Source organism: Caulobacter sp. GW821-FHT09B08, from assembly GCF_059418225.1.
The window spans coordinates 140,489-158,068 of the sequence record NZ_JBWKPL010000009.1 but is presented as its reverse complement, the minus strand read 5'-3'; the positions used below and the strand labels follow the sequence as shown (position 1 = coordinate 158,068).

General features: G+C 69.6%; 18 protein-coding genes. 7 read left to right on the top strand and 11 right to left on the bottom strand.

The genetic code is table 11. The features are described from left to right. The first annotated feature begins 321 nt into the window (after positions 1-321). The gene (locus AC07OA_RS22120) at positions 322-711 is read left to right on the top strand and encodes a hypothetical protein (protein ID WP_494665986.1); all 390 of its coding nucleotides are present in this window, start codon (positions 322-324) and stop codon (positions 709-711) included. Here AC07OA_RS22120 and AC07OA_RS22115 read toward each other — a convergent pair whose 3' ends face one another. Beyond that, positions 712-1,008: a phage tail protein gene (locus AC07OA_RS22115; RefSeq protein WP_494665985.1), complete on the bottom strand. Its 297-nt coding sequence runs from the start codon at positions 1,006-1,008 to the stop codon at positions 712-714. 238 nt (positions 1,009-1,246) lie between these two features. Between AC07OA_RS22115 and AC07OA_RS22110 the strand changes: the two genes are divergently transcribed. Further along, positions 1,247-1,720, top strand: a complete 474-nt coding sequence (locus AC07OA_RS22110) for an OmpA family protein (protein WP_494665984.1) — start codon at positions 1,247-1,249, stop codon at positions 1,718-1,720. Between the two features lie 123 nt (positions 1,721-1,843). Here AC07OA_RS22110 and AC07OA_RS22105 read toward each other — a convergent pair whose 3' ends face one another. Genes AC07OA_RS22105 through AC07OA_RS22090 form a run of 4 tightly spaced genes read right to left on the bottom strand, consistent with a single transcriptional unit; the run spans position 1,844 to position 5,232 of the window. Further along, complete coding sequence (locus AC07OA_RS22105; protein WP_494665983.1) at positions 1,844-2,308, bottom strand: hypothetical protein; 465 nt, start codon at positions 2,306-2,308, stop codon at positions 1,844-1,846. Positions 2,309-2,312: 4 nt separating this feature from the next. Continuing rightward, entirely contained in the window at positions 2,313-2,696 is a 384-nt protein-coding gene (locus tag AC07OA_RS22100) for a DUF805 domain-containing protein (protein ID WP_494665982.1), read from the bottom strand. A gap of 14 nt (positions 2,697-2,710) precedes the next feature. Further along, positions 2,711-4,243 carry a bifunctional glutamate N-acetyltransferase/amino-acid acetyltransferase ArgJ gene (gene argJ, locus AC07OA_RS22095; protein ID WP_494665981.1) on the bottom strand — a complete coding sequence of 511 codons (1,533 nt, stop codon included), beginning with the start codon at positions 4,241-4,243 and terminating at the stop codon, positions 2,711-2,713. Then, positions 4,240-5,232: a peptidylprolyl isomerase gene (locus AC07OA_RS22090; RefSeq protein WP_494665980.1), complete on the bottom strand. Its 993-nt coding sequence runs from the start codon at positions 5,230-5,232 to the stop codon at positions 4,240-4,242. Before AC07OA_RS22090 ends, argJ begins: the two co-directional genes overlap by 4 nt. Before the next feature lie 460 nt (positions 5,233-5,692). Between AC07OA_RS22090 and secA the strand changes: the two genes are divergently transcribed. Beyond that, entirely contained in the window at positions 5,693-8,458 is a 2,766-nt protein-coding gene (gene secA, locus AC07OA_RS22085) for a preprotein translocase subunit SecA (RefSeq protein ID WP_494665979.1), read from the top strand. Positions 8,459-8,803: 345 nt separating this feature from the next. Here secA and AC07OA_RS22080 read toward each other — a convergent pair whose 3' ends face one another. After that, the gene (locus AC07OA_RS22080) at positions 8,804-9,601 is read right to left on the bottom strand and encodes an FkbM family methyltransferase (RefSeq protein WP_494665978.1); all 798 of its coding nucleotides are present in this window, start codon (positions 9,599-9,601) and stop codon (positions 8,804-8,806) included. 61 nt (positions 9,602-9,662) lie between these two features. After that, the gene (locus tag AC07OA_RS22075) at positions 9,663-11,033 is read right to left on the bottom strand and encodes an MFS transporter (protein ID WP_494665977.1); all 1,371 of its coding nucleotides are present in this window, start codon (positions 11,031-11,033) and stop codon (positions 9,663-9,665) included. A 127-nt stretch (positions 11,034-11,160) separates the two neighbouring features. Between AC07OA_RS22075 and AC07OA_RS22070 the strand changes: the two genes are divergently transcribed. Both AC07OA_RS22070 and AC07OA_RS22065 read left to right on the top strand, forming a co-directional pair. Beyond that, a complete protein-coding gene (locus AC07OA_RS22070) occupies positions 11,161-11,868 on the top strand; it encodes an ArsR/SmtB family transcription factor (protein WP_494665976.1) in 708 nt (235 codons plus the stop codon). 272 nt (positions 11,869-12,140) lie between these two features. Beyond that, positions 12,141-12,449 carry a hypothetical protein gene (locus AC07OA_RS22065; RefSeq protein WP_494665975.1) on the top strand — a complete coding sequence of 103 codons (309 nt, stop codon included), beginning with the start codon at positions 12,141-12,143 and terminating at the stop codon, positions 12,447-12,449. Here AC07OA_RS22065 and AC07OA_RS22060 read toward each other — a convergent pair. Both AC07OA_RS22060 and AC07OA_RS22055 read right to left on the bottom strand, forming a co-directional pair. Next, positions 12,441-12,989, bottom strand: coding sequence for a hypothetical protein (locus AC07OA_RS22060; protein WP_494665974.1), 549 nt, complete (start codon positions 12,987-12,989; stop codon positions 12,441-12,443). The genes AC07OA_RS22065 and AC07OA_RS22060 overlap by 9 nt on opposite strands. A gap of 219 nt (positions 12,990-13,208) precedes the next feature. Continuing rightward, positions 13,209-15,062: an ABC transporter transmembrane domain-containing protein gene (locus AC07OA_RS22055; RefSeq protein ID WP_494665973.1), complete on the bottom strand. Its 1,854-nt coding sequence runs from the start codon at positions 15,060-15,062 to the stop codon at positions 13,209-13,211. A 118-nt stretch (positions 15,063-15,180) separates the two neighbouring features. Here AC07OA_RS22055 and rpmE point away from each other — a divergent pair, with 118 nt between their 5' ends. Beyond that, positions 15,181-15,408, top strand: coding sequence for a 50S ribosomal protein L31 (gene rpmE, locus AC07OA_RS22050; protein WP_494665972.1), 228 nt, complete (start codon positions 15,181-15,183; stop codon positions 15,406-15,408). Positions 15,409-15,640: 232 nt separating this feature from the next. Here rpmE and rcdA read toward each other — a convergent pair whose 3' ends face one another. Both rcdA and AC07OA_RS22040 read right to left on the bottom strand, forming a co-directional pair. Next, a complete protein-coding gene (gene rcdA / locus AC07OA_RS22045; RefSeq protein ID WP_494665971.1) occupies positions 15,641-16,144 on the bottom strand; it encodes a protease adaptor protein RcdA in 504 nt (167 codons plus the stop codon). A gap of 158 nt (positions 16,145-16,302) precedes the next feature. Next, a complete protein-coding gene (locus tag AC07OA_RS22040; RefSeq protein ID WP_494665970.1) occupies positions 16,303-16,509 on the bottom strand; it encodes a DUF1192 domain-containing protein in 207 nt (68 codons plus the stop codon). A gap of 90 nt (positions 16,510-16,599) precedes the next feature. On the opposite strand from AC07OA_RS22040, the gene AC07OA_RS22035 reads away from it, so the two are divergent. Next, positions 16,600-17,574, top strand: coding sequence for an NAD(P)H-quinone oxidoreductase (locus AC07OA_RS22035; protein ID WP_494665969.1), 975 nt, complete (start codon positions 16,600-16,602; stop codon positions 17,572-17,574). Positions 17,575-17,580 lie beyond the last annotated feature (6 nt).

Sequence of the window (17,580 nt, the reverse complement as noted above, 5' to 3'; positions counted from 1 at the left end):
CAAACGCGGCGTCTCCCCCGGGGTGCGGGGGCATGAGAACGCGATTGAGACGGCGGTTTCAAGCCGGGTGCGACGGTGTGCGGCGGCGGGGAAGTTATCCACAGGGGACTCGGCCGGGGACATGCACTCGTGCGTGTCCCCAGACGCTTGGCGCAGATGCTCCCGTCGAACCGTCGGGAATGGGATTGGGGACACGCACGAGTGCATGCCCCCGGCCGTCTATCCCCGCTCCCGCCGAGACAGACTTCAGTCAATTCAATACCTTACACGAAAACGTACGTTTCTTATCAGCGGCCTCCGGAACGGCCGCACACTATCGGCATGACCCAAGCCCTCGCCCTCACCGCCCTCACCCCTGCCTCCCGCTGGAGCCAGGCCCTGCAAACCAAGCTCATGGCCGCCATCGACGCGCTCTGGGCGATCCTGGAGCACAGCCTCGATCCCGCCGAGATCAAGCAGGTCCGCGACCGGGCCAAAGCCATCGGCGAACTAGCCGCCATGGCCCGCAAGGTGGCGCAAGTCGTGCCGCAGCCCCGCCCGGCCAAGGCCGGGGACGACGAAGGGGACACACACGCGCGGCAAGACCTCGCCGAACCTGCCGAAAGCCTCGAAGCGCGTGTGTGTCCCCCTCTTCGGCCGCAGGCGGCTCAGGCTGAACACGCCCGCCGGGCGCTGGAGAAGCTGAAGGGCGGCCGGCGCGGACGGCTCTAGCTAGACGAAGCGGATCAGATAGCTGATGCGGGCCGGATCGGCCGCGAAGGCCCCGCTCAGATCCGGGATCTGGAAGGTCCCGTCCGACCCGCCGTACTGATAGCCGATCACCGCGAACAGTTGGGGGTACTCGGCGACCACCAACGCGCGGCCGTCGCACGGCATCCATCCCATGCTCTCGATCACCGGTCCCGGCGGACCGTCCGGCGTGGCGACCGGGCCGGCATAGGCGACCAGCGCGCCGACCGGCGTCGTCACGGGCGTGGCGTTGAAGGGCGGCCTGGCGCCTGGAAGCATTGATCTGAGCCCCTGAATGCACGTATCGCGAGAATTAGCGCAGGTTCGCGGGGCGCCGTCCAGCGAGACCGGTCCCCTCCCGACCTCCGCCCGCAGCGGCGAGGCCGCGCCTTGAAACCTTGGAGGCGAGCCTGCTCTGTCATCATTGACACGGCCAGACGACAGAGCTCCGATCCACCAAGGCTTCAGGGCGTGGCCCCATCCGGGGCGGATGCGGGCTTGCGCCAAGCGGGGGACGATGACGGATCGGACGATAGGGATCAGCCGCCGCACGGGGATCGGCCTGCTGCTGGGCGCCTTGGCCGCCGCGCCGACGGCCGCGAACGCCACGACCTGGGGCTATCCGGAATTCCGGGTCTTCTTCGCGCCGGGCTCCGCCGACCTGTCGCCCGAGGCCCTGGCGAAAATCCGGGAGGCCAAGACCTATTTCGAGGGATCGCGGACCGGCCCGACGTCGCGCGACATGTGGTGCCACGTCATCGGCGGCGTTGACGGGTTGGAGCTGTCCAGGGGCCGGCAGGGCCTGGCGCTCGAACGGGCGGCCACGGTCGGACGGGCCCTCGCCGACCTCGGCCTGCCCCCGGGCGAACGCTTCCTGTCAGTCCGCAAAGGCCCCGCCCCCTTCGCACCGGGCCAGGCGGGCGTGGCGGAACAGTTCAATCGCATCGTGCGGATCGAGCTCCACGAAGGCATGGCGCCGATCGGAGGGTAGACCCTAAATCCTCCCCCTCTGGGGGAGGTGGCCCAGAGGGCCGGAGGGGGTTTCACCGCCGATGCCGCAAGACCCCCTCAGTCGCTCCGCGACAGCTCCCCCTGAGGGGGAGCATTTGCCCCCTCAGTTCGGCTTGCCGTCCGGCTCCAGCTCGAAGGCCGCGTCCAGGGTCACCTCGTCGACCACCTCGCCTTTCAGGGCCGCGTCCAGCACATCGCCCAGCGAGCCCCAGACGAAGGCCAGCTGTTCCAGCACGGCGGGCAGGCGCTCGGGCTCGAAGCCCGGATAGAGGTCGGCGATCAGCCACAGGCCGGTCAGCACGTCGAAGCCGAACCGGCAGCCGATCAGGCGGAACTGGGCGCGGGCCAGGGTCTCGAACAGGGCGGTCAGGTCGCGGGCCTGGTCCAGGTCGTCCTGGTCGAACACCTGGCAGCGCACCTGCAGCCAGTCGCCCTCGGGGAACAGGTAGAAGGCCCCGCCGTCCTCGGCCCCGGAGACCTCCAGGCCACGGTCGATCTCGGCCACCACATAGCCCGCCTCGCGGCAGGCATGGGCGATTTCGGCGAGGTTCAGGGGGGTGTCGGACATAGGACTAGGCCACCGCCTCAGCTAACGCCCGCTCATCGGGTCCGAAGCGATTGGGCCCTTGCGTGCCCTGTCGAATATAGAACAGCACCAAGAGCACCAGCGCTCCCAAGGGCACGAAACTGAGAAGGATCCACCAGCCGCTACGGTCGCAGTCATGCAGGCGACGGACCGTGACCGCCACCATCGGCGGAATGAAGACAAGCCAGATCAGCGACACGAACACGAAACCGACGGAGCCGACATCCGTGGCGAAAACCAGCGAACTGCCGATCGCCATGCCTGCGAACGCGACGATGAAGTAGAGCAACACGAACTGCCAGAACTCGGCTCGCCCCGCTCGTCCCTGAAACTGCAGATAGCGCGTGAACGGCTTGAACATCGGCGCCATGCCCCCCTCCCCGATCAGGACCGATAATCCCCGTTGATCGCCACGTACTGCTTGGTCAGGTCGCAGGTCCACACCGTGGACGAGCCCTTGCCGACGCCGACGTCCACCGAGACCTCGAACTCCTGGCGCTTCACATAGGCGCTCATCTTGGCCTCGTCGTATTCGGCCGAGACCAGGCCGTCGCGGGCGGCGAAGAGGTCGCCGAACTTGACGCTGAGCTTCTCGCGGTTGACCGGCTCGTCGGCGCGGCCCACGGCCATGACGATGCGGCCCCAATTGGCGTCCTCGCCGGCGAAGGCGGTCTTGACCAGGGGGCTCTCGGCGATGGTGCGGGCGATCTTGCGGGCCGACAGCGGGCTCTCGGCGCCGTTGACGGTGATCTTGACGAACTTGGTCGCCCCCTCGCCGTCGCGGACCAGTTGCAGGGCCAGGTCCAGCAGCACCGCCTCCAGCTTCTCGCGGAAGTCGGCCAGGCGCTTGTCGCCGGCCCGGTGAATCTTGGGCGCGCCCGACTGGCCGGTGGCGAACAGGAGGAGCGTGTCGTTGGTCGAGCGGTCGCCGTCCACCGTCACGCAGTTGAAGGTGGTGCGGGTGTAGAGGCTGACCAGGGTCTGCAGGGCTGCCGGGGCGATGGCCGCGTCGGTGGCCACGAAGGCCAGCATGGTGGCCATGTCGGGCGCGATCATGCCCGAGCCCTTGGCGATGCCGGCGATGCGCACCTCGTGCCCGTCGATCAGGGCCGTGGCGTAGGCCCCCTTCGGGAAGGTGTCGGTGGTCATGATCGCCGCCGCGGCGCCGGCCCAGGCGTCCTCGGTCAGGCCCTGTTCCACCAGGCGCAGGTTCGAGGTGATCTTGCTGTCGTCCAGGATCACGCCGATCACGCCGGTGGAGGCCATCATCACGTCGCGCTGGCGGCAGTCGAAGCGCTTGCCCACGGCCGTGGCCACGCGGCGCACGGCGTCGGCGCCGGGCTTGCCGGTGAAGCTGTTGGCGCAGCCGGCGTTGACCACCAGGGCGCGAACGTCCGCCCCGCCCGAAGCGGCCAGCTGGCGCTTGCACCAGTCGACCGGGGCCGAGCCGACGGCGTGGCGCGTGAAGACGCCGGCCGCGCTGGTGCCCTCGGCGAAGCGCATCAGCAGCATGTCCTCGCGGTCGTGCTTGTAGAAGCCGGCGCGGCCGGTGGCGATCTCCACGCCCGGGATCGGCGGGATGGTCGGGAACGGCACGGCCAGGGGCGAGACGGCCAGGCCCGGCTTGCCCGGAGCGCCGGCCTTCGGCGCGGCGGCGGGCTTGGCGGCCTGGACGGCTTCCGGCGAGCCCTGGCTGGCGTCCTTCTGGGCGCGGCGCAAACCGGCGCGCTTGAGGGCGGCGGTCAGCGGGTCGACCAGGGCGCGTTCCAGGGTCTGGCCGACGCTGGCCACGCCCTGGCCGACGATCTCGGCGGGGGTCGGCGACGGGGCGGCGGACGCCTTGGGAGCAGTCGTCTTCTTGGGGGCGGCGGCCTTGGCGGCCGGCTTCTTGCCAGGGTTTGGGGGGGTCTTGGTCATGGCTTCTTGGCCGCAGCTGGAGCGGCGGGCGCCGAGGCGGGCGGCGCGCCGTCGAGGTCGGAAGGGAGGTCGGAGGCGGTCGAGCCCGAGCCCGGAGGCGCCGAGGCCGGCTCCTGGGGCGCGCCGGGCACGTCCTGCGGCTTGCCGGTCAGCATCTCGACCTTGGAGGCGCCGCGCAGCTTTTCCAGCAGGTCGCGGACCTGATCGTAGGTGAGAAAGCGGACGATCTGCGGCCGGGCGGCCTCCAGGGTGATCGGTTCCTCCAAGCGCTTGTCCTCGACGCGCAGCACGGCCCAGCCGCCGTCGGTCTGGAACGGGCCGACCAGGGCACCCTTCTGGGCGTCCTTGAGGGCGCCGGCATAGGCGGCGGGCATGACGTCGACGGTGAAGTAGCCGAGATCGCCGCCGTTGAAGCGGGTGGCCGGATCGGTCGAGCGCTCCATGGCCAGGGCGTCGAACGAGGCGCCGGCGGCCAGCAGCTTCTTGACCGCCTCGCCGTCAGCCTGGCTGGCCACCAGGATCTGGCGGGCGCGGATCTCCTCGCTGCGCTTGGACAGCTTCTGCTGCTCGGCATAGAGGCCGCGGATGGCGTTCTCGTTGACCGCCTTCTCCACGACGTTCTCGACCAGCATGTCGCCCAGGATGCGCTCACGGGCGGCGGCCAGGCGGCGCTGGGCGACGGGGTCCTTGTCCAGCTTTTGCTTCAGCGCCTCGGCGGCCAGCAGCTTCTGGTCGATCACCTCGTCCAGGCGCTGGCGGAAAAGGTCCGAGCCGATGTCCAGCGGCTCGCCCTCGCTGATCAGGCCTTGCGCCACCGCCTCGCGCTTGACGTCGCTGGCCCAGACGGTGTGGCCGTCGACCCGGGCCACGGCGGTGTCGCCCGGCTCGGGCGGACGCTCGTCGGTCTTGTCGCGCCCGCAGGCGGCGACCAGCAAACTCAGGACCAGGGCGGCGGCGAGGCCGTACGCGCGAGGCTTACCCATATTCATCTGTGGCCGATCTCCGGCAAAATCCCGTTCAGGGCTCTAGCGCGGTTTACGGGCAAGGGGAAACAGGTTCGCGCAAACCCAGACAATCCCCTCCCCCTTGATGGGGGAGGGGCAGGGGTGGGGGTGGTGCGGCGTCAAAAGCCGCGCGCCGTCGCCGGCCCGGTGGGTCACCCCCATCCCCGGCCCTTCCCCCATCAAGGGGGAAGGGAGAAGAACGGCGCGCTTCACGGGAACCAACCTTCACCGCAGCGCCTTAAAGCGCCAACTTCCACGCCAAACCCGCCGTTACGGCCCCCGCGACGGCCCGCCTCGCGTTGACACCCGCAGGGGCGGTGCTTAAGTCTCCGCGCGCGCCCTGGGCGCTGGTTTCGCCAGCGTCCTGGCCCTCTTAATTTACCGTAGTGAAGGCCTTCAAGCCCTAGCGCCGGCCTCACAGACACCGCTCCGGAACCCCCTCTTCATGCTCGGCTTCGCCAAAAAGCTCTTCGGCTCTTCCAACGAACGCAAGGTCAAGGCGATGTCCGCCAAGGTGGCGAAGATCAACGCCCTGGAGCCGGAATACGCCGCGCTGTCCGACGACCAGCTCAAGGCCAAGACCGACGAGTTCAAGGCCCGCCTGGCCAAGGGCGAGACGCTGGACGACCTCCTGGTCGAAGCCTTCGCCGTGGTCCGCGAGGCCGGCAAGCGCGTGCTGGGCATGCGCCACTTCGACGTCCAGATGGTGGGCGGCATGGTGCTGCACGGCGGCGGCATCTCGGAAATGCGCACCGGCGAGGGCAAGACCCTGGTCGCCACCCTGCCCACTTACCTGAACGCGCTCGAGGGCAAGGGCGTCCACGTCATCACCGTGAACGACTACCTGGCCAAGCGCGACGCCGAGTGGATGGGCCAGATCCACAACTTCCTGGGCCTGTCGTACGGCGTGATCGTCAATGGCCTCAGCCAGGGCGAGCGCCAGCGCGCCTATCGCAGCGACATCACCTACGGCACCAACAACGAGTTCGGCTTCGACTATCTGCGCGACAACCTCGTCTACAGCGTCGAGGAAATGGTCCAGCGCGGCCACCACTACGTGATCGTCGACGAAGTGGACTCGATCCTGATCGACGAGGCCCGCACCCCGCTGATCATCTCGGGCCCGACCGAGGACCGCAGCGAGTTCTACAAGACCATCGACGTCCTGGTGAAGGAACTCATCAAGGACAAGACCACCTTCGACCACGACGAGAAGCAGAAGCAGGTCATCCTCACCGAGGAAGGCCAGGAGATCGTCGAGGAGATGCTGATCGCCGGCGGCCACCTGGCCGAGGACTCGGCGGGCCTCTACGACGCCGCCAACATCTCGGTGGTGCACCACATCAACCAGGCCCTGCGCGCCAACGTGCTCTACACGCTCGACAAGGACTACATCGTCAAGGACGGCGAGGTGATCCTGATCGACGAGTTCACCGGCCGGATGATGAGCGGCCGCCGCCTCTCGGAAGGCCTGCACCAGGCCATCGAGGCCAAGGAAGGCGCCGACGTCCAGCCCGAGAACCAGACCCTGGCCTCGGTGACGATCCAGAACTACTTCCGCCTCTACGGCAAGCTGGCCGGCATGACCGGCACGGCCGCCACCGAGGCCCAGGAATTCGACGACATCTACAAGATGGGCGTCAGCGAAATCCCGACCAACCGTCCGGTCCAGCGCATCGACGACGACGACGAGGTCTATCGCACCGAGCGCGAGAAGAACGACTCGATCCTCAAGCAGATCACCGACTGTCACGCGCGCGGCCAGCCGATCCTGGTGGGCACCGTGTCGATCGAGAAGTCCGAAGAGCTGTCCAAGCTCCTGTCGACCTACGCCTGGGAATGGGAAGGCAAGAAGCACAAGGGCATTCCGCACCAGGTGCTGAACGCCCGCTTCCACGAGCAGGAAGCCGGCATCGTGGCCGACGCGGGCGTGCCCGGCGCGGTGACCATCGCCACCAACATGGCCGGCCGCGGCACCGACATCCAGCTGGGCGGCAATGTCGAGATGCGCCTGGCCAACTGGCGCCAGCAGCAGAAGGGCCTGGGCATCACCCCGACCCACGAGGACGAACTGGCCCAGAAGGCCGAGCTGGAAGCCGAGATCAGCGGCGCCAAGGCCCAGGCCCTGGCCGCCGGCGGCCTGTTCGTGCTGGGCACCGAGCGCCACGAAAGCCGCCGCATCGACAACCAGCTGCGCGGCCGCACCGGCCGTCAGGGCGACCCGGGCCGCAGCAAGTTCTTCCTGTCGTGCGAAGACGACCTTCTGCGCATCTTCGCCGGCGAGCGCCTGGACGCGATCATGCGCACCTTCGGCGTCCAGGAAGGCGAGGCGATCACCCACAAGTGGCTGAACAACGCCATCGCCACCGCCCAGAAGCGCGTCGAGCAGCGCAACTACGAGATCCGCAAGAACCTCCTGAAGTACGACGACGTCGTCAACGACCAGCGCAAGGCCGTGTTCGAGCAGCGCCAGGAGTTCATGGAGTCGACCGACCTCTCCGAGATCATCCACGAGATGCGCCACGACGTGGTCGACGACTTCGTCGCCCGCTTCATGCCGCCCAAGGCCTATGCCGAGCAGTGGGACATCGAGGGCCTGGACGAGCGCGTCCAGTCGGTCCTGGGCCTGACCCTGCCGCTGAAGGAATGGGCCGCCGAGGAAGGCTTCGGCGACGAGGAGATGCGCGAGCGCCTCAACAAGGCCGCCGACGAATACGCCGCCCAGCGCGAAGAGATCATCACCCCCGAGCAGATGCGCTCGGTGGAGAAGAACTTCCTGCTGCAGATGATCGATCTGCAGTGGCGCGAGCACCTGATGCACCTGGACCACCTGCGCAACGTCATCGGCCTGCGCGGCTACGGCCAGCGCGATCCGCTGAACGAGTACAAGACCGAGGCCTTCTCGCTGTTCGAGAAGCTCTTGGGCGACCTGCGCACCAACACCACCCGCTGGCTGATGACGGTCGAGATCGCCTATGCCGAGCCCGAGCCGCTGCACACGCCCGAGGGCCTGACGCCGATCCACCTGGACCCGCTGAGCGGCGAGAACGTCGCCGTCGCCGGCGCGCTTCCCGAGGGCCTGTCGCCCCAGCAGCGCGAGGCCCTGCCGGTCTCGGTCCTGCCGGAAGGCTGGGAATACACGGCCCGCAACGGCGCCTGCCCGTGCGGCTCGGGCAAGAAGTTCAAGCACTGCCACGGGGCGCTGGTTTAAGGCGCCTACTCTTCCCTTCTCCCCTTGCGGGAGAAGGTGGCCGCGAAGCGGTCGGATGAGGGGCTGAAAGACAGAGCCGCCGCGATCAGCCGAAAGGCCGGTCGCGGCGGTTTTCGTTTGCGAGACCCCTCATCCGTCGACCTTCGGCCGACACCTTCTCCCGCAAGGGGAGAAGGACTAGGGCGGCGGCCGGGACGCCCCCTCCGTCACGATGCGTATTCGCATCGCGCCACCTCCCCCGTTTCACGGGTGAGGAGGAAATCGTGCGAACCTTCTCCTCCCCCGTGCAACGGGGGAGGTGGCGGGCGAAGCCCGACGGAGGGGGCGTCGCGTCCCTCCCCGCCCTCACCCCGCGCTGATCAGCCCCTTGGCCGGGTCGCTCTCGTGCACGGCCAGCAGGTTGATCCCCACCTCGAACACCGTGTAGCCCGCCGCGTCCAGCCAGGCCCACAGGGCGGCCTTGTCGCTCTTGATGTGCTCGATCAGCATGATCGGACGGCAGGCCTCGATGGTGGCGCGGGCGCCCATCAGGGCGTCGATCTCCATGCCCTCGACGTCGATCTTCATGAAGTCCAGCCGCGTCAGGCCCAGGTCGTCGATGGGCATCAGCCGGGTGGCGATGGTGCCGGCCGGGGAATAGTCGATCTCCAGGCCGATGAACTCGGTGCGATCGGTCTGGCGGATCTCCAGGCTGCCGAAGCTGGAGGGGCTGAAATAGTCGGGGGCCGGCACAGGGATGACGCCGCGCTCCTGGCCCACGGCCGCCCAGATGGCCCGGGCGTTGAAGCAGTTGTTCAGGGCGATGTTGCCGGCCAGGGCGTAGAACACCCGCTCCTGGGCCTCGAAGGCCAGGACCTCGCCCCAGCCGTACATGAACTGGGCCCATTCGATGGTGTGGACGCCCAGGTTCGCCCCGCAGTCCAGGGCCATCACCCCGGTCCCGAAATGGGCGCGGCGCATTTCCAGCAGTTGCAGCACCACGTCGACCTCTTCCTGGTCGAACGACGAGGTCTCCAGCAGCTGATGGCCCACGCCGTAGCCGCCCTCGTCCACAATCCGGTAGTCGTGGCGGTTGACCAGCATGCTGCCGTGGTTGGTCGAGACCAGCACGAAAGCCGTGGGCCGTTTGTTGGACTTGCGCATGGGGGACCTCGGGGGAAGCGGCGAATCTCCGCGCCCAGCAGGCCGCCGGGTCGCCCTCAGGTCAAGCCGTGCGTCTTCCCTCGCTGCGCCAGGCCACGAAGGCCGTCCCCAGCAGCACGACGGCGGCGATCACGCCCGAGGCCTTCAGCCCCGCCGCGATCCGCTCGGGCCCGCCCGCCGCCAGGGCGCCCATCACCGCCACCCCCGCCGCCCCCGCCGCCTGGCGGCAGGCGTTGAGCACGCCCGAGGCCGTGCCCGAGAAGTGGCGGTCGACGTTGGCCAGCAGGGCGGACGTCATGGTCGGCACGGCCGTGCCCATGCCGCCGGGGATCAGCAGGAAGCCGAGGACCATCAGCCAGAACGGCGTCGACGGGGTCAGGCGGCTGGTCAGGGCGTAGCCGATGGCGGCCACGATCACCCCGCCGGCCATGGTCCGCGCCGGGCCGAAGCGCTGGACCACCCGGCCGCTCAGCAGGTTGGCGACGATGAAGGTGGCCGTCAGCGGCAGGAAGGCCAGGCCCGCGTGCAGCACGTCGTAGCCGGCCGACCGCTGAAGGAAGAGGCCCAGCACGAAGATCACCCCGTAATAGGTGAAGTTCACCGCCACCCCGACCACCACCGCCGACCACACCATTCGGGCGCGAAAGACGTCCAGGGGCACGGCCGGATGGGCGCTGCGCGTCTCGACCGCCAGGAAGGCCGCCACGGCCCCCAGGCCGGCGAGGAGCGCCCCCAGGACCAGCGGATCGCTCCAGCCCCTGTGGCCGCCCTCGATGACCGCCCCGACCAGGCAGGTCAGGGCCGCGAAGGCCAGGGCCTGGCCCGGCAGGTCCAGCGGCCGCTTCTCGCGCGGCGGCACCTCGGGCACGTACAGCAGCGTCAGGGCCAGGGCGGCCAGGCACAGGGGCAGATTGACCAGGAACACCCAGCGCCAGCCGAAGGCCCCGATCAGCAGGCCCCCGATCACCGGCCCGGCGGCGATGGAGACACCGCCCGAGGCCGTCCACCAGCCCACGGCCCAGGACCGGGCCTTGTCGTCGCCGGCGGCGGCATGGGCGATCAGGGCCAGGGACGGCGGCACCAGCAGGGCGGCGGCCGCCCCCTGCACCGCGCGCGACAGGATCAGCTGCAGGCTCGACTGGGCCAGGCCACAGGCCGCCGACGACACCGCGAACAGCACGATCCCGGCCAAGAACGCCCGGCGCGGCCCGAACCGGTCGCCCAAGGCCCCGGCGCTCAGCAGCAGGGCCGCCAGCAGCAGGGTATAGGCGTCGACCACCCATTGCAGGCTGGCCGTCGGCGCCCCGAACTCGCGCCCGATGGCGTCCAGGGCCACGTTGACGATGGTCACGTCCAGCTGGACGATGGTGAACCCGAAGCTGGCGGCGGTCAGGATCAGCGGCAGGCGGGGCGGGAGGGCGACTCGGGTCATGGCGCCGATCTTCGCCCGGTTCGGCGCCGGATGTTACAGCGATGGCTGAAGCATTCGCGGCGCCAGCTCCCTATACTCGCAACATCCCGGCGAAGGCCGGGATGTTGGGATTTGAGTGAGGTTGCCCATGGAGCCCAACATCGCCTCCCCCGCCGCCCTGATCGGCGATCCCGGCCGGGCGGCCATGCTGCAGGCGCTGATGGACGGGCGCGCCCAGCCGGCCGGAGCCCTGGCCTGGGCGGCGGGCCTTTCCGCCCAGGCGGCCAGCAACCACCTAGCCAAGCTGGTCGACGGCGGGCTGATCCGGGTCGAGCGCGAGGGTCGCCACCGCTACTACCGCCTGGCCAACGCCGAGGTCGCCCACGCGCTCGAGGCCCTGGCCGTGCTGGCCGCCCCGGTCCGCAGCCTGGAGCAGCCCCGCTCGCCCCAGGCCCGCGCCCTGCGCGAGGGCCGCTGCTGCTACGGCCACCTGGCCGGCCGACTGGGCATCGCCGTGACCGACGCCCTGGTGGGCCGGGGCTTGCTGTGCGAGGCCGACGACAAGCTCTATGTGGTCCCCCCCGAGGGCCGGGCCTGGTTCGAGGACCTTGGCCTGGATCTCTCCGCCCTGCGCTCCAAGCGCGGTCAGGCCCGCCAGTGCCTGGACTGGACCGAACGCCGCCACCACCTGGCCGGCCCGCTGGGCGTGGCCTTCCTGGCGCGGATGGTGGCGCTGGGCTGGATCGAGACCGTGGCCGGCAGCCGGGCGGCGCGCCTGACGGCGGTCGGGCGGGAGGAACTGCGCGCGCGGCTGGGCGTCGACCTGGACCGGCTGGAAGGGCGGGCGGCGGCCTGATCGTCCCTTTTTTCTCGGCCGTCATCCCGGGCCTTGTGCCCGGGACCCCTCTGTCCGCCGCAGGTGCGGAGGGTGGCGCGCCGGCGCGCCAACGCATCTCACATGCCAGCTGAACCAGGGGTCCCGGGCACAAGGCCCGGGATGACGGTGTGAAAGAAGGTTCGGCGCCTACCGGTTAAGCGCACACACGATTGTCACCCCATCCCGGAAGATGTCCCAAGCCGAGACACAGCCCAGCGTTGATACTGGACCATCCTCCCCGGAGCCCCGCCATGCCCGACTTCCAGCTCGCCCTCGCGCCCCGCAAGCTGACCCAGACGATCAATCCGTGGTCCTGGACCTTCGGCGACTTCAGCCTGTTCACGATCAATCTGGGCAAGTCGGGCGCGCCCGGCGTCGAGGCGCGGGTGCTCGACGAGGTCGGCAGCTACGGCCGCCAGCTGGGTCGCATCGGCGAGGCGCTGGAGGTGGTGATCGCCTGGGCCCAGACCCAGGGCATGCCCGACCACCCGGCGTTGGCCGCGCTCAAGCTGCAGCTGGAGCACGTGGACGTGATCCGGCGCGAGGAGGCCTCAGGCTGAGGCGGCGTTGCGCAGCTTGCTCAGGCGGTTGGCGCCTCGGAAGCCGTTGTAGAACAGCACCGCGGCCGTCGCGCTGATGGCGACGCTGAGGATCTGGCGCCAGATCGGGATCTGCACCTTGGCGGCCGCCATCGAGCCGCTCAACTGCCCGACCACGAACATCACCAGCCCATAGGCGGCGAACAGGCCCAGCAGCAGCGGGATGACGGTGTTGGGCTTGCGCCACTGCACCACGCCGAGCACGGCGTAAACGGCGGCGACGACCAGGCTCATGCCGACGGTGAAATAGACCATGGCCGGCGTCATCATCGCCAGGCTGGCCCGGGCCGTCTCGGACTCCGCGCCGTACATGGCCGTGGCCGTCTGGCGCAGCTGGGCCAGATAGGCGTCGGCCGTGGCCAGGATGATCAGGCCGCCGATCACCCCTCCGACCGCCGTCAGGAACGCCCCCAGCGCCCCGGCGCGGGCGGCGGCCAGGGCGTCGCCTTCCGTCTCCAGCGGCCGGACGGGATTGATCGCGCGGAGAAGAAAGTCGGTCATCGAAACACCCTGGAACGCAAGCTTGACCGCACCATCACGGGTTGCGGCGGAGGGGTCAATGGCGGGATCCAAGCCGGCGCCGGACCGCTGAATCTCAGCTGTCATCCCGGCCGCAGCGAAGCGGAGAGCCGGGACCGACGCCTGAGCTCAGCACTTCGGGTCGGTCCCGGATCGGCGCGCTTCGCGCTTGTCCGGGATGACAGTGATTTAGGACGCCCCCTAAGCCGCCTCCACCCCGAACTGCAGCCGCGCCAGCTTGGCGTAGAGGCCGCCCTGGGCCGACAATTCCGCGTGGGTGCCCTGCTCGACCACGCGGCCGTCCTCCATGACCACGATGCGGTCGGCCTTGAGCACGGTGGCCAGGCGGTGGGCGATGACCAGGGTGGTGCGCTCGCTCATGGCGTCGTGCAGGGCCTTCTGGACCAGGCGCTCGTTCTCGGCGTCCAGGGCGCTGGTGGCCTCGTCCAGCAGCAGGATCGGGGCCTGGCGGACCAGGGCGCGCGCGATGGCCAGGCGTTGGCGCTGGCCGCCCGACAGGGTCTTGGCGCGTTCGCCCACCGGGGTGTCGAAGCCCTGCGGCAGGGCGGTGATGAAGCCGGTGGCCTGGGCCGCGTCGGCGGCGGCGCGGGCCTGCGCCTCGCTGGCGTCCTCGCGGCCGAAGCGGATGTTGTCCAGGGCCGAGCCGGAGAACAGCGGGCTGTCCTGGGCCACCAGGGCCATGCGCTCGCGCACCTGGCCGGGATCGGCGTCGCGCAGGTCCACCCCGTCCAGCCGCACCAGCCCCTCTTGCGGATCGTAGAAGCGCAGGAGCAGGCGCAGGACGGTGCTCTTGCCCGCCCCCGAGGGGCCGACCAGGGCCACGGTCTCGCCGGGCTTCACGGTCAGGTCGAAGCCCTTCAGGGCCGGCAGGTCGGGACGGCCGGGATAGGCGAAGGTGACGTTCTCGAAGGCGATGGCCCCGCGCGCCGGGACCGGCAGGGTCTGGGGCTTGTCCGGCGCGGCGATGCCGGGCTCGGAATTGAGCAGTTCGGCGATGCGCTCCATGGCGCCGGCCGCCTTCTGGACGTCGCCCCAGACCTCGCCCAGCGAGCCGACCGAGCCGGCGGCCATGATGGCCAAGAGGGCGAACTGGGCCAGGGTGCCGCCGGTCATCTCGCCCGACAGCACCAGGTGCGCGCCCACCCACAGCAGCAGGGCGATGCCGCCGAAGGCCAGCAGCATAACCACCGCCGTCATGCTGGCCCGCGCCTGGATGCGCCGCACCGAGGCCTTGTAGGCGGTCTCCACCGCCCCGCCGAACCGGCTGTCGGCCGTGGCCTCGCGCCCGAAGGCCTGGACGGTGTCCAGGGCGTCCAGGCTCTCGCCGGCATAGCCCACCGCGTCGGCGAACTTGTCCTGAGCCGTGACCGACAGCTTCCGCACATTGCGGCCCAGAAGGAAGATCGGAGCCAGGATCACGGGCACCAGCAGCACGATGAAGCCGGCGAGCTTGGGGCTGACAAAGGCCATGTAGCCCAGGCCGCCGATCAGGCTGAGACTGTTGCGCAGGGCGATCGAGACGCTGGCGCCCACCAGCTGCTCGATGATGGTGATGTCGGTGGTCATCCGCGACAGCACCTCGCCGGTGCGGGTCTTCAGGAAGAAGGCCGGGTCCAGGGTCAGGGTGTGGCCGTAGAGGGCGCGGCGCAGGTCCGCCACCACCCGCTCGCCCAGGCGCGTGACGAAGAAGAATCGCAGGGCCGTGGCCACGGCCAGCACCAGGGCCACGGCGGCCAGGCCCAGGAAGGCGTTGTTGAGCGCGTCGCCCGAGCCCTTGGCGAAGCCCTTGTCGATCACGCCCTTGAAGGCGGCGGTGAGGCCCAGGCTCGCGCCCGTCGAGAACAGCAGGAAGAAGCCGGCGGCGGCGGCGTCGCCGATATGGCGGCGCACGAACGGCAGCAGGTGGGCCAGCGGGCGGATGTCCTTGCGGCGCGGCCGGCGGTTGGCGGCCTCGGCCAGGGTCTGGACCAGCTCCGCGCCCGCGCTCGGCCTGCCCTCGGCCGAAATCTCGCCCGCGTTCACGTCACTCATCAACAGACCCTTGCCAAATTCGCGCGCTTTCTTTATAGCCGCGCGTCTCCGAGAGCCACCCGCAAGGTTTGGCCCCCGCCCCAATTTCACACACGCCGCTTCAAGTCGGTTGGATCGCCCGATGAAACAAGACATTCACCCCGACTACCACTTCATCACCGTCGCCCTGACCGACGGCTCGACCTATCAGACCCGTTCGACCTACGGGAAAGAAGGCGCGACCCTGGCGCTGGACATCGATCCGCGCGTGCACCCGGCGTGGACCGGCGGCAACGCCCAACTGATGGACCGTGGCGGCCGCGTCTCGCGCTTCAACGCCAAGTTCGCCGGCTTCACCGCCAAGAAGTAAGCGTTCCGAACGCTCTCGCCGTAAGGGCGACAAAAGGCCGGTTCCGCGTTCGCGGGCCGGCCTTTTCTGTTTAATCCGCCCCCTACGGGGGCGGACAGGCGGCGCAGCCGCCAGGTGGGGGCAAGTAGGGGGTGGCAAGGCGCACAAAGGCCAGCGCTAGCGCGGCCAGCACTTGCCCCCTACGGACCGCTTCGCGGTCGTCTTCCCCCGCAGGGGGAAGAGGCTGGAAACCCTAGATCCCGAACGCCGCGCTCAGGCGGTCGAAGTGGGCCTGCACCGGGCGCGGGGTCTCGACCTCGCCGGCCTCGACGTACATGCGCTTGTCCAGGTGACGCACCCGCTCGTACAGCCGCTCGGAGCGCTGCAGCAGGTTGACCAGACCGAAGGGCAGGTCCTCGACGGCGGCGGGTTCGCCGGCTTCCAGGCCCAGGCGGTAGTTCTCGGCGCAGGCGTCCTGGGCCGCCATCTCGCCTTCCTTCACGGCGCGCTGCACCAGCAGCCACGAGGCCACCTGCATCAGGCGCGTGGTCAGGCGCATGCTTTCGCTGGCGTAGGCCAGGGCGGCGTTGCGCGAGAGGATCTTGCTGTCGTGGCGGCCGGCCCCGTCCAGATAGGCGGCGGTCTCCTCGACCAGCTGCATGCCTTCCTCGAACGTACGGTCGAACAGCTCGGAGCGGGCGAAATCCTGGATCACGCCTGCGCGCCAGGGGGCCTGGGCCACGTTCAACTCGGTCATAGCTACTTACTGCCCCTTCGAAAGGCCGCGAGAGGGTCTCGCCAGACAGGGGGACTGCAACCCCCGTGCCAGACATGATCGTCCCGTTTCGCGACCGCCCCCCAAGTTCGAACCGAGTCAGGCGAACCCGAGAGTCCGCCTGTAGCGTAAACCGATCGTTAGTCTAGGCGACCAAACAGCGCATTGGCCGCGTCGCGACCCGCCTTTTTCTTGCTGAGCTGGGCGCGGGTGCGGGCGATCTCCGCCTCCAGCGCCTCGATCCGCTCCTCAAGCTCGGCCACGCCGTACGTTTCCAGATCTTCGTGCGTGGTGGCGTTCAGCGCGTCGCCGCGGAAGGCGCGCGGCTCGACCGGTTCTTCCAGCATCGGATCGGTCTCCCTTGTGCTCGACCCCTTTTCGATCCGCCATCAGACGCCTACCAAGGGCCGGACGCAAGCCTCACGGGATGTTCGACCATGTCCGAGACCATGACCGCCATCGCCGTGGAGGGGGGCAAGGGACCCGCCGACGCCCTGCATCCGACGACCGTCGAGCGCCCGCAGGCGGGTCCCGGCCAGATCCTGATCCGCGTGCGCGCGGCGGGCGTGAACCGCCCCGACCTGTTGCAGCGCCTGGGTTTCTACCCCCCGCCGCCCGGCGCCCCGGCCACCCTGGGGCTGGAGGTCGCCGGCGAGGTGGTAACCGGCGCCGGACGCTGGAAGGAAGGCGACAAGGTCTGCGCCCTGCTGGGCGGCGGCGGCTACGCCCAATACGCCGTGGTCGACGCCCGCCACGCCTTGCCGATCCCCGAAGGGTTCGATTTCGCCCATGCGGCGGCCCTGCCCGAGACGGTGTTCACCGTCTACGCCAATGTGTTCGAACACGGCATGCTCAAGCCTGGCGAGACCGTTCTGATTCATGGTGGGACGTCCGGTATCGGGACAACGGCGATCGCCATGGCCAAGGCGCAAGGCGCGCGGGTGATCGCCACCGGCCGCGGCGCGGACAAGAAGGCTCAGGCCAAGGCCCTGGGCGCCGACATCGCCGTCGACGCCAAGACCGAGGACTTCGCCGCCGTGGCCAAGGCCGCCGGCGGGGTCGACGTGGTGCTGGACATGGTCGGGGCGTCGTATTTCGAAAAGAACCTGGACGCGCTGAACATCGGCGGCCGCATCGTCTACATCGCCGCCCTGGCCGGGCCGGTGCTGGAGGTTCCGGTGATGAAGATCATGCAGAAGCGCGCCACGATCACCGGCTCCACCCTGCGTCCCCGCCCCGCCGACGAAAAGGCCCGCCTGGCCGCCGAGGTCGAGCGCGTGGTCTGGCCGTGGATCGCGGCGGGCCAGCTGAAGCCGATCCTCGACGCCACCTTCCCCCTGCAAGACGCCGCCGCCGCCCACGCCCACCTCGAGGCGGGCGAGCACGTGGGCAAGGTGGTGCTGGTGGCTTAGAGCCCC

What these genes read in the sequence shown, in the direction of transcription:
- AC07OA_RS22120 (WP_494665986.1), top strand. Translation starts at nt 322, where the DNA reads ATGACCCAAGCCCTCGCCCTCACCGCCCTCACCCCTGCCTCCCGCTGG.
- AC07OA_RS22115 (WP_494665985.1), bottom strand. Translation starts at nt 1,008, where the DNA reads ATGCTTCCAGGCGCCAGGCCGCCCTTCAACGCCACGCCCGTGACGACG.
- AC07OA_RS22110 (WP_494665984.1), top strand. Translation starts at nt 1,247, where the DNA reads ATGACGGATCGGACGATAGGGATCAGCCGCCGCACGGGGATCGGCCTG.
- AC07OA_RS22105 (WP_494665983.1), bottom strand. Translation starts at nt 2,308, where the DNA reads ATGTCCGACACCCCCCTGAACCTCGCCGAAATCGCCCATGCCTGCCGC.
- AC07OA_RS22100 (WP_494665982.1), bottom strand. Translation starts at nt 2,696, where the DNA reads ATGGCGCCGATGTTCAAGCCGTTCACGCGCTATCTGCAGTTTCAGGGA.
- argJ (WP_494665981.1), bottom strand. Translation starts at nt 4,243, where the DNA reads ATGACCAAGACCCCCCCAAACCCTGGCAAGAAGCCGGCCGCCAAGGCC.
- AC07OA_RS22090 (WP_494665980.1), bottom strand. Translation starts at nt 5,232, where the DNA reads ATGAATATGGGTAAGCCTCGCGCGTACGGCCTCGCCGCCGCCCTGGTC.
- secA (WP_494665979.1), top strand. Translation starts at nt 5,693, where the DNA reads ATGCTCGGCTTCGCCAAAAAGCTCTTCGGCTCTTCCAACGAACGCAAG.
- AC07OA_RS22080 (WP_494665978.1), bottom strand. Translation starts at nt 9,601, where the DNA reads ATGCGCAAGTCCAACAAACGGCCCACGGCTTTCGTGCTGGTCTCGACC.
- AC07OA_RS22075 (WP_494665977.1), bottom strand. Translation starts at nt 11,033, where the DNA reads ATGACCCGAGTCGCCCTCCCGCCCCGCCTGCCGCTGATCCTGACCGCC.
- AC07OA_RS22070 (WP_494665976.1), top strand. Translation starts at nt 11,161, where the DNA reads ATGGAGCCCAACATCGCCTCCCCCGCCGCCCTGATCGGCGATCCCGGC.
- AC07OA_RS22065 (WP_494665975.1), top strand. Translation starts at nt 12,141, where the DNA reads ATGCCCGACTTCCAGCTCGCCCTCGCGCCCCGCAAGCTGACCCAGACG.
- AC07OA_RS22060 (WP_494665974.1), bottom strand. Translation starts at nt 12,989, where the DNA reads ATGACCGACTTTCTTCTCCGCGCGATCAATCCCGTCCGGCCGCTGGAG.
- rpmE (WP_494665972.1), top strand. Translation starts at nt 15,181, where the DNA reads ATGAAACAAGACATTCACCCCGACTACCACTTCATCACCGTCGCCCTG.
- rcdA (WP_494665971.1), bottom strand. Translation starts at nt 16,144, where the DNA reads ATGACCGAGTTGAACGTGGCCCAGGCCCCCTGGCGCGCAGGCGTGATC.
- AC07OA_RS22040 (WP_494665970.1), bottom strand. Translation starts at nt 16,509, where the DNA reads ATGCTGGAAGAACCGGTCGAGCCGCGCGCCTTCCGCGGCGACGCGCTG.
- AC07OA_RS22035 (WP_494665969.1), top strand. Translation starts at nt 16,600, where the DNA reads ATGTCCGAGACCATGACCGCCATCGCCGTGGAGGGGGGCAAGGGACCC.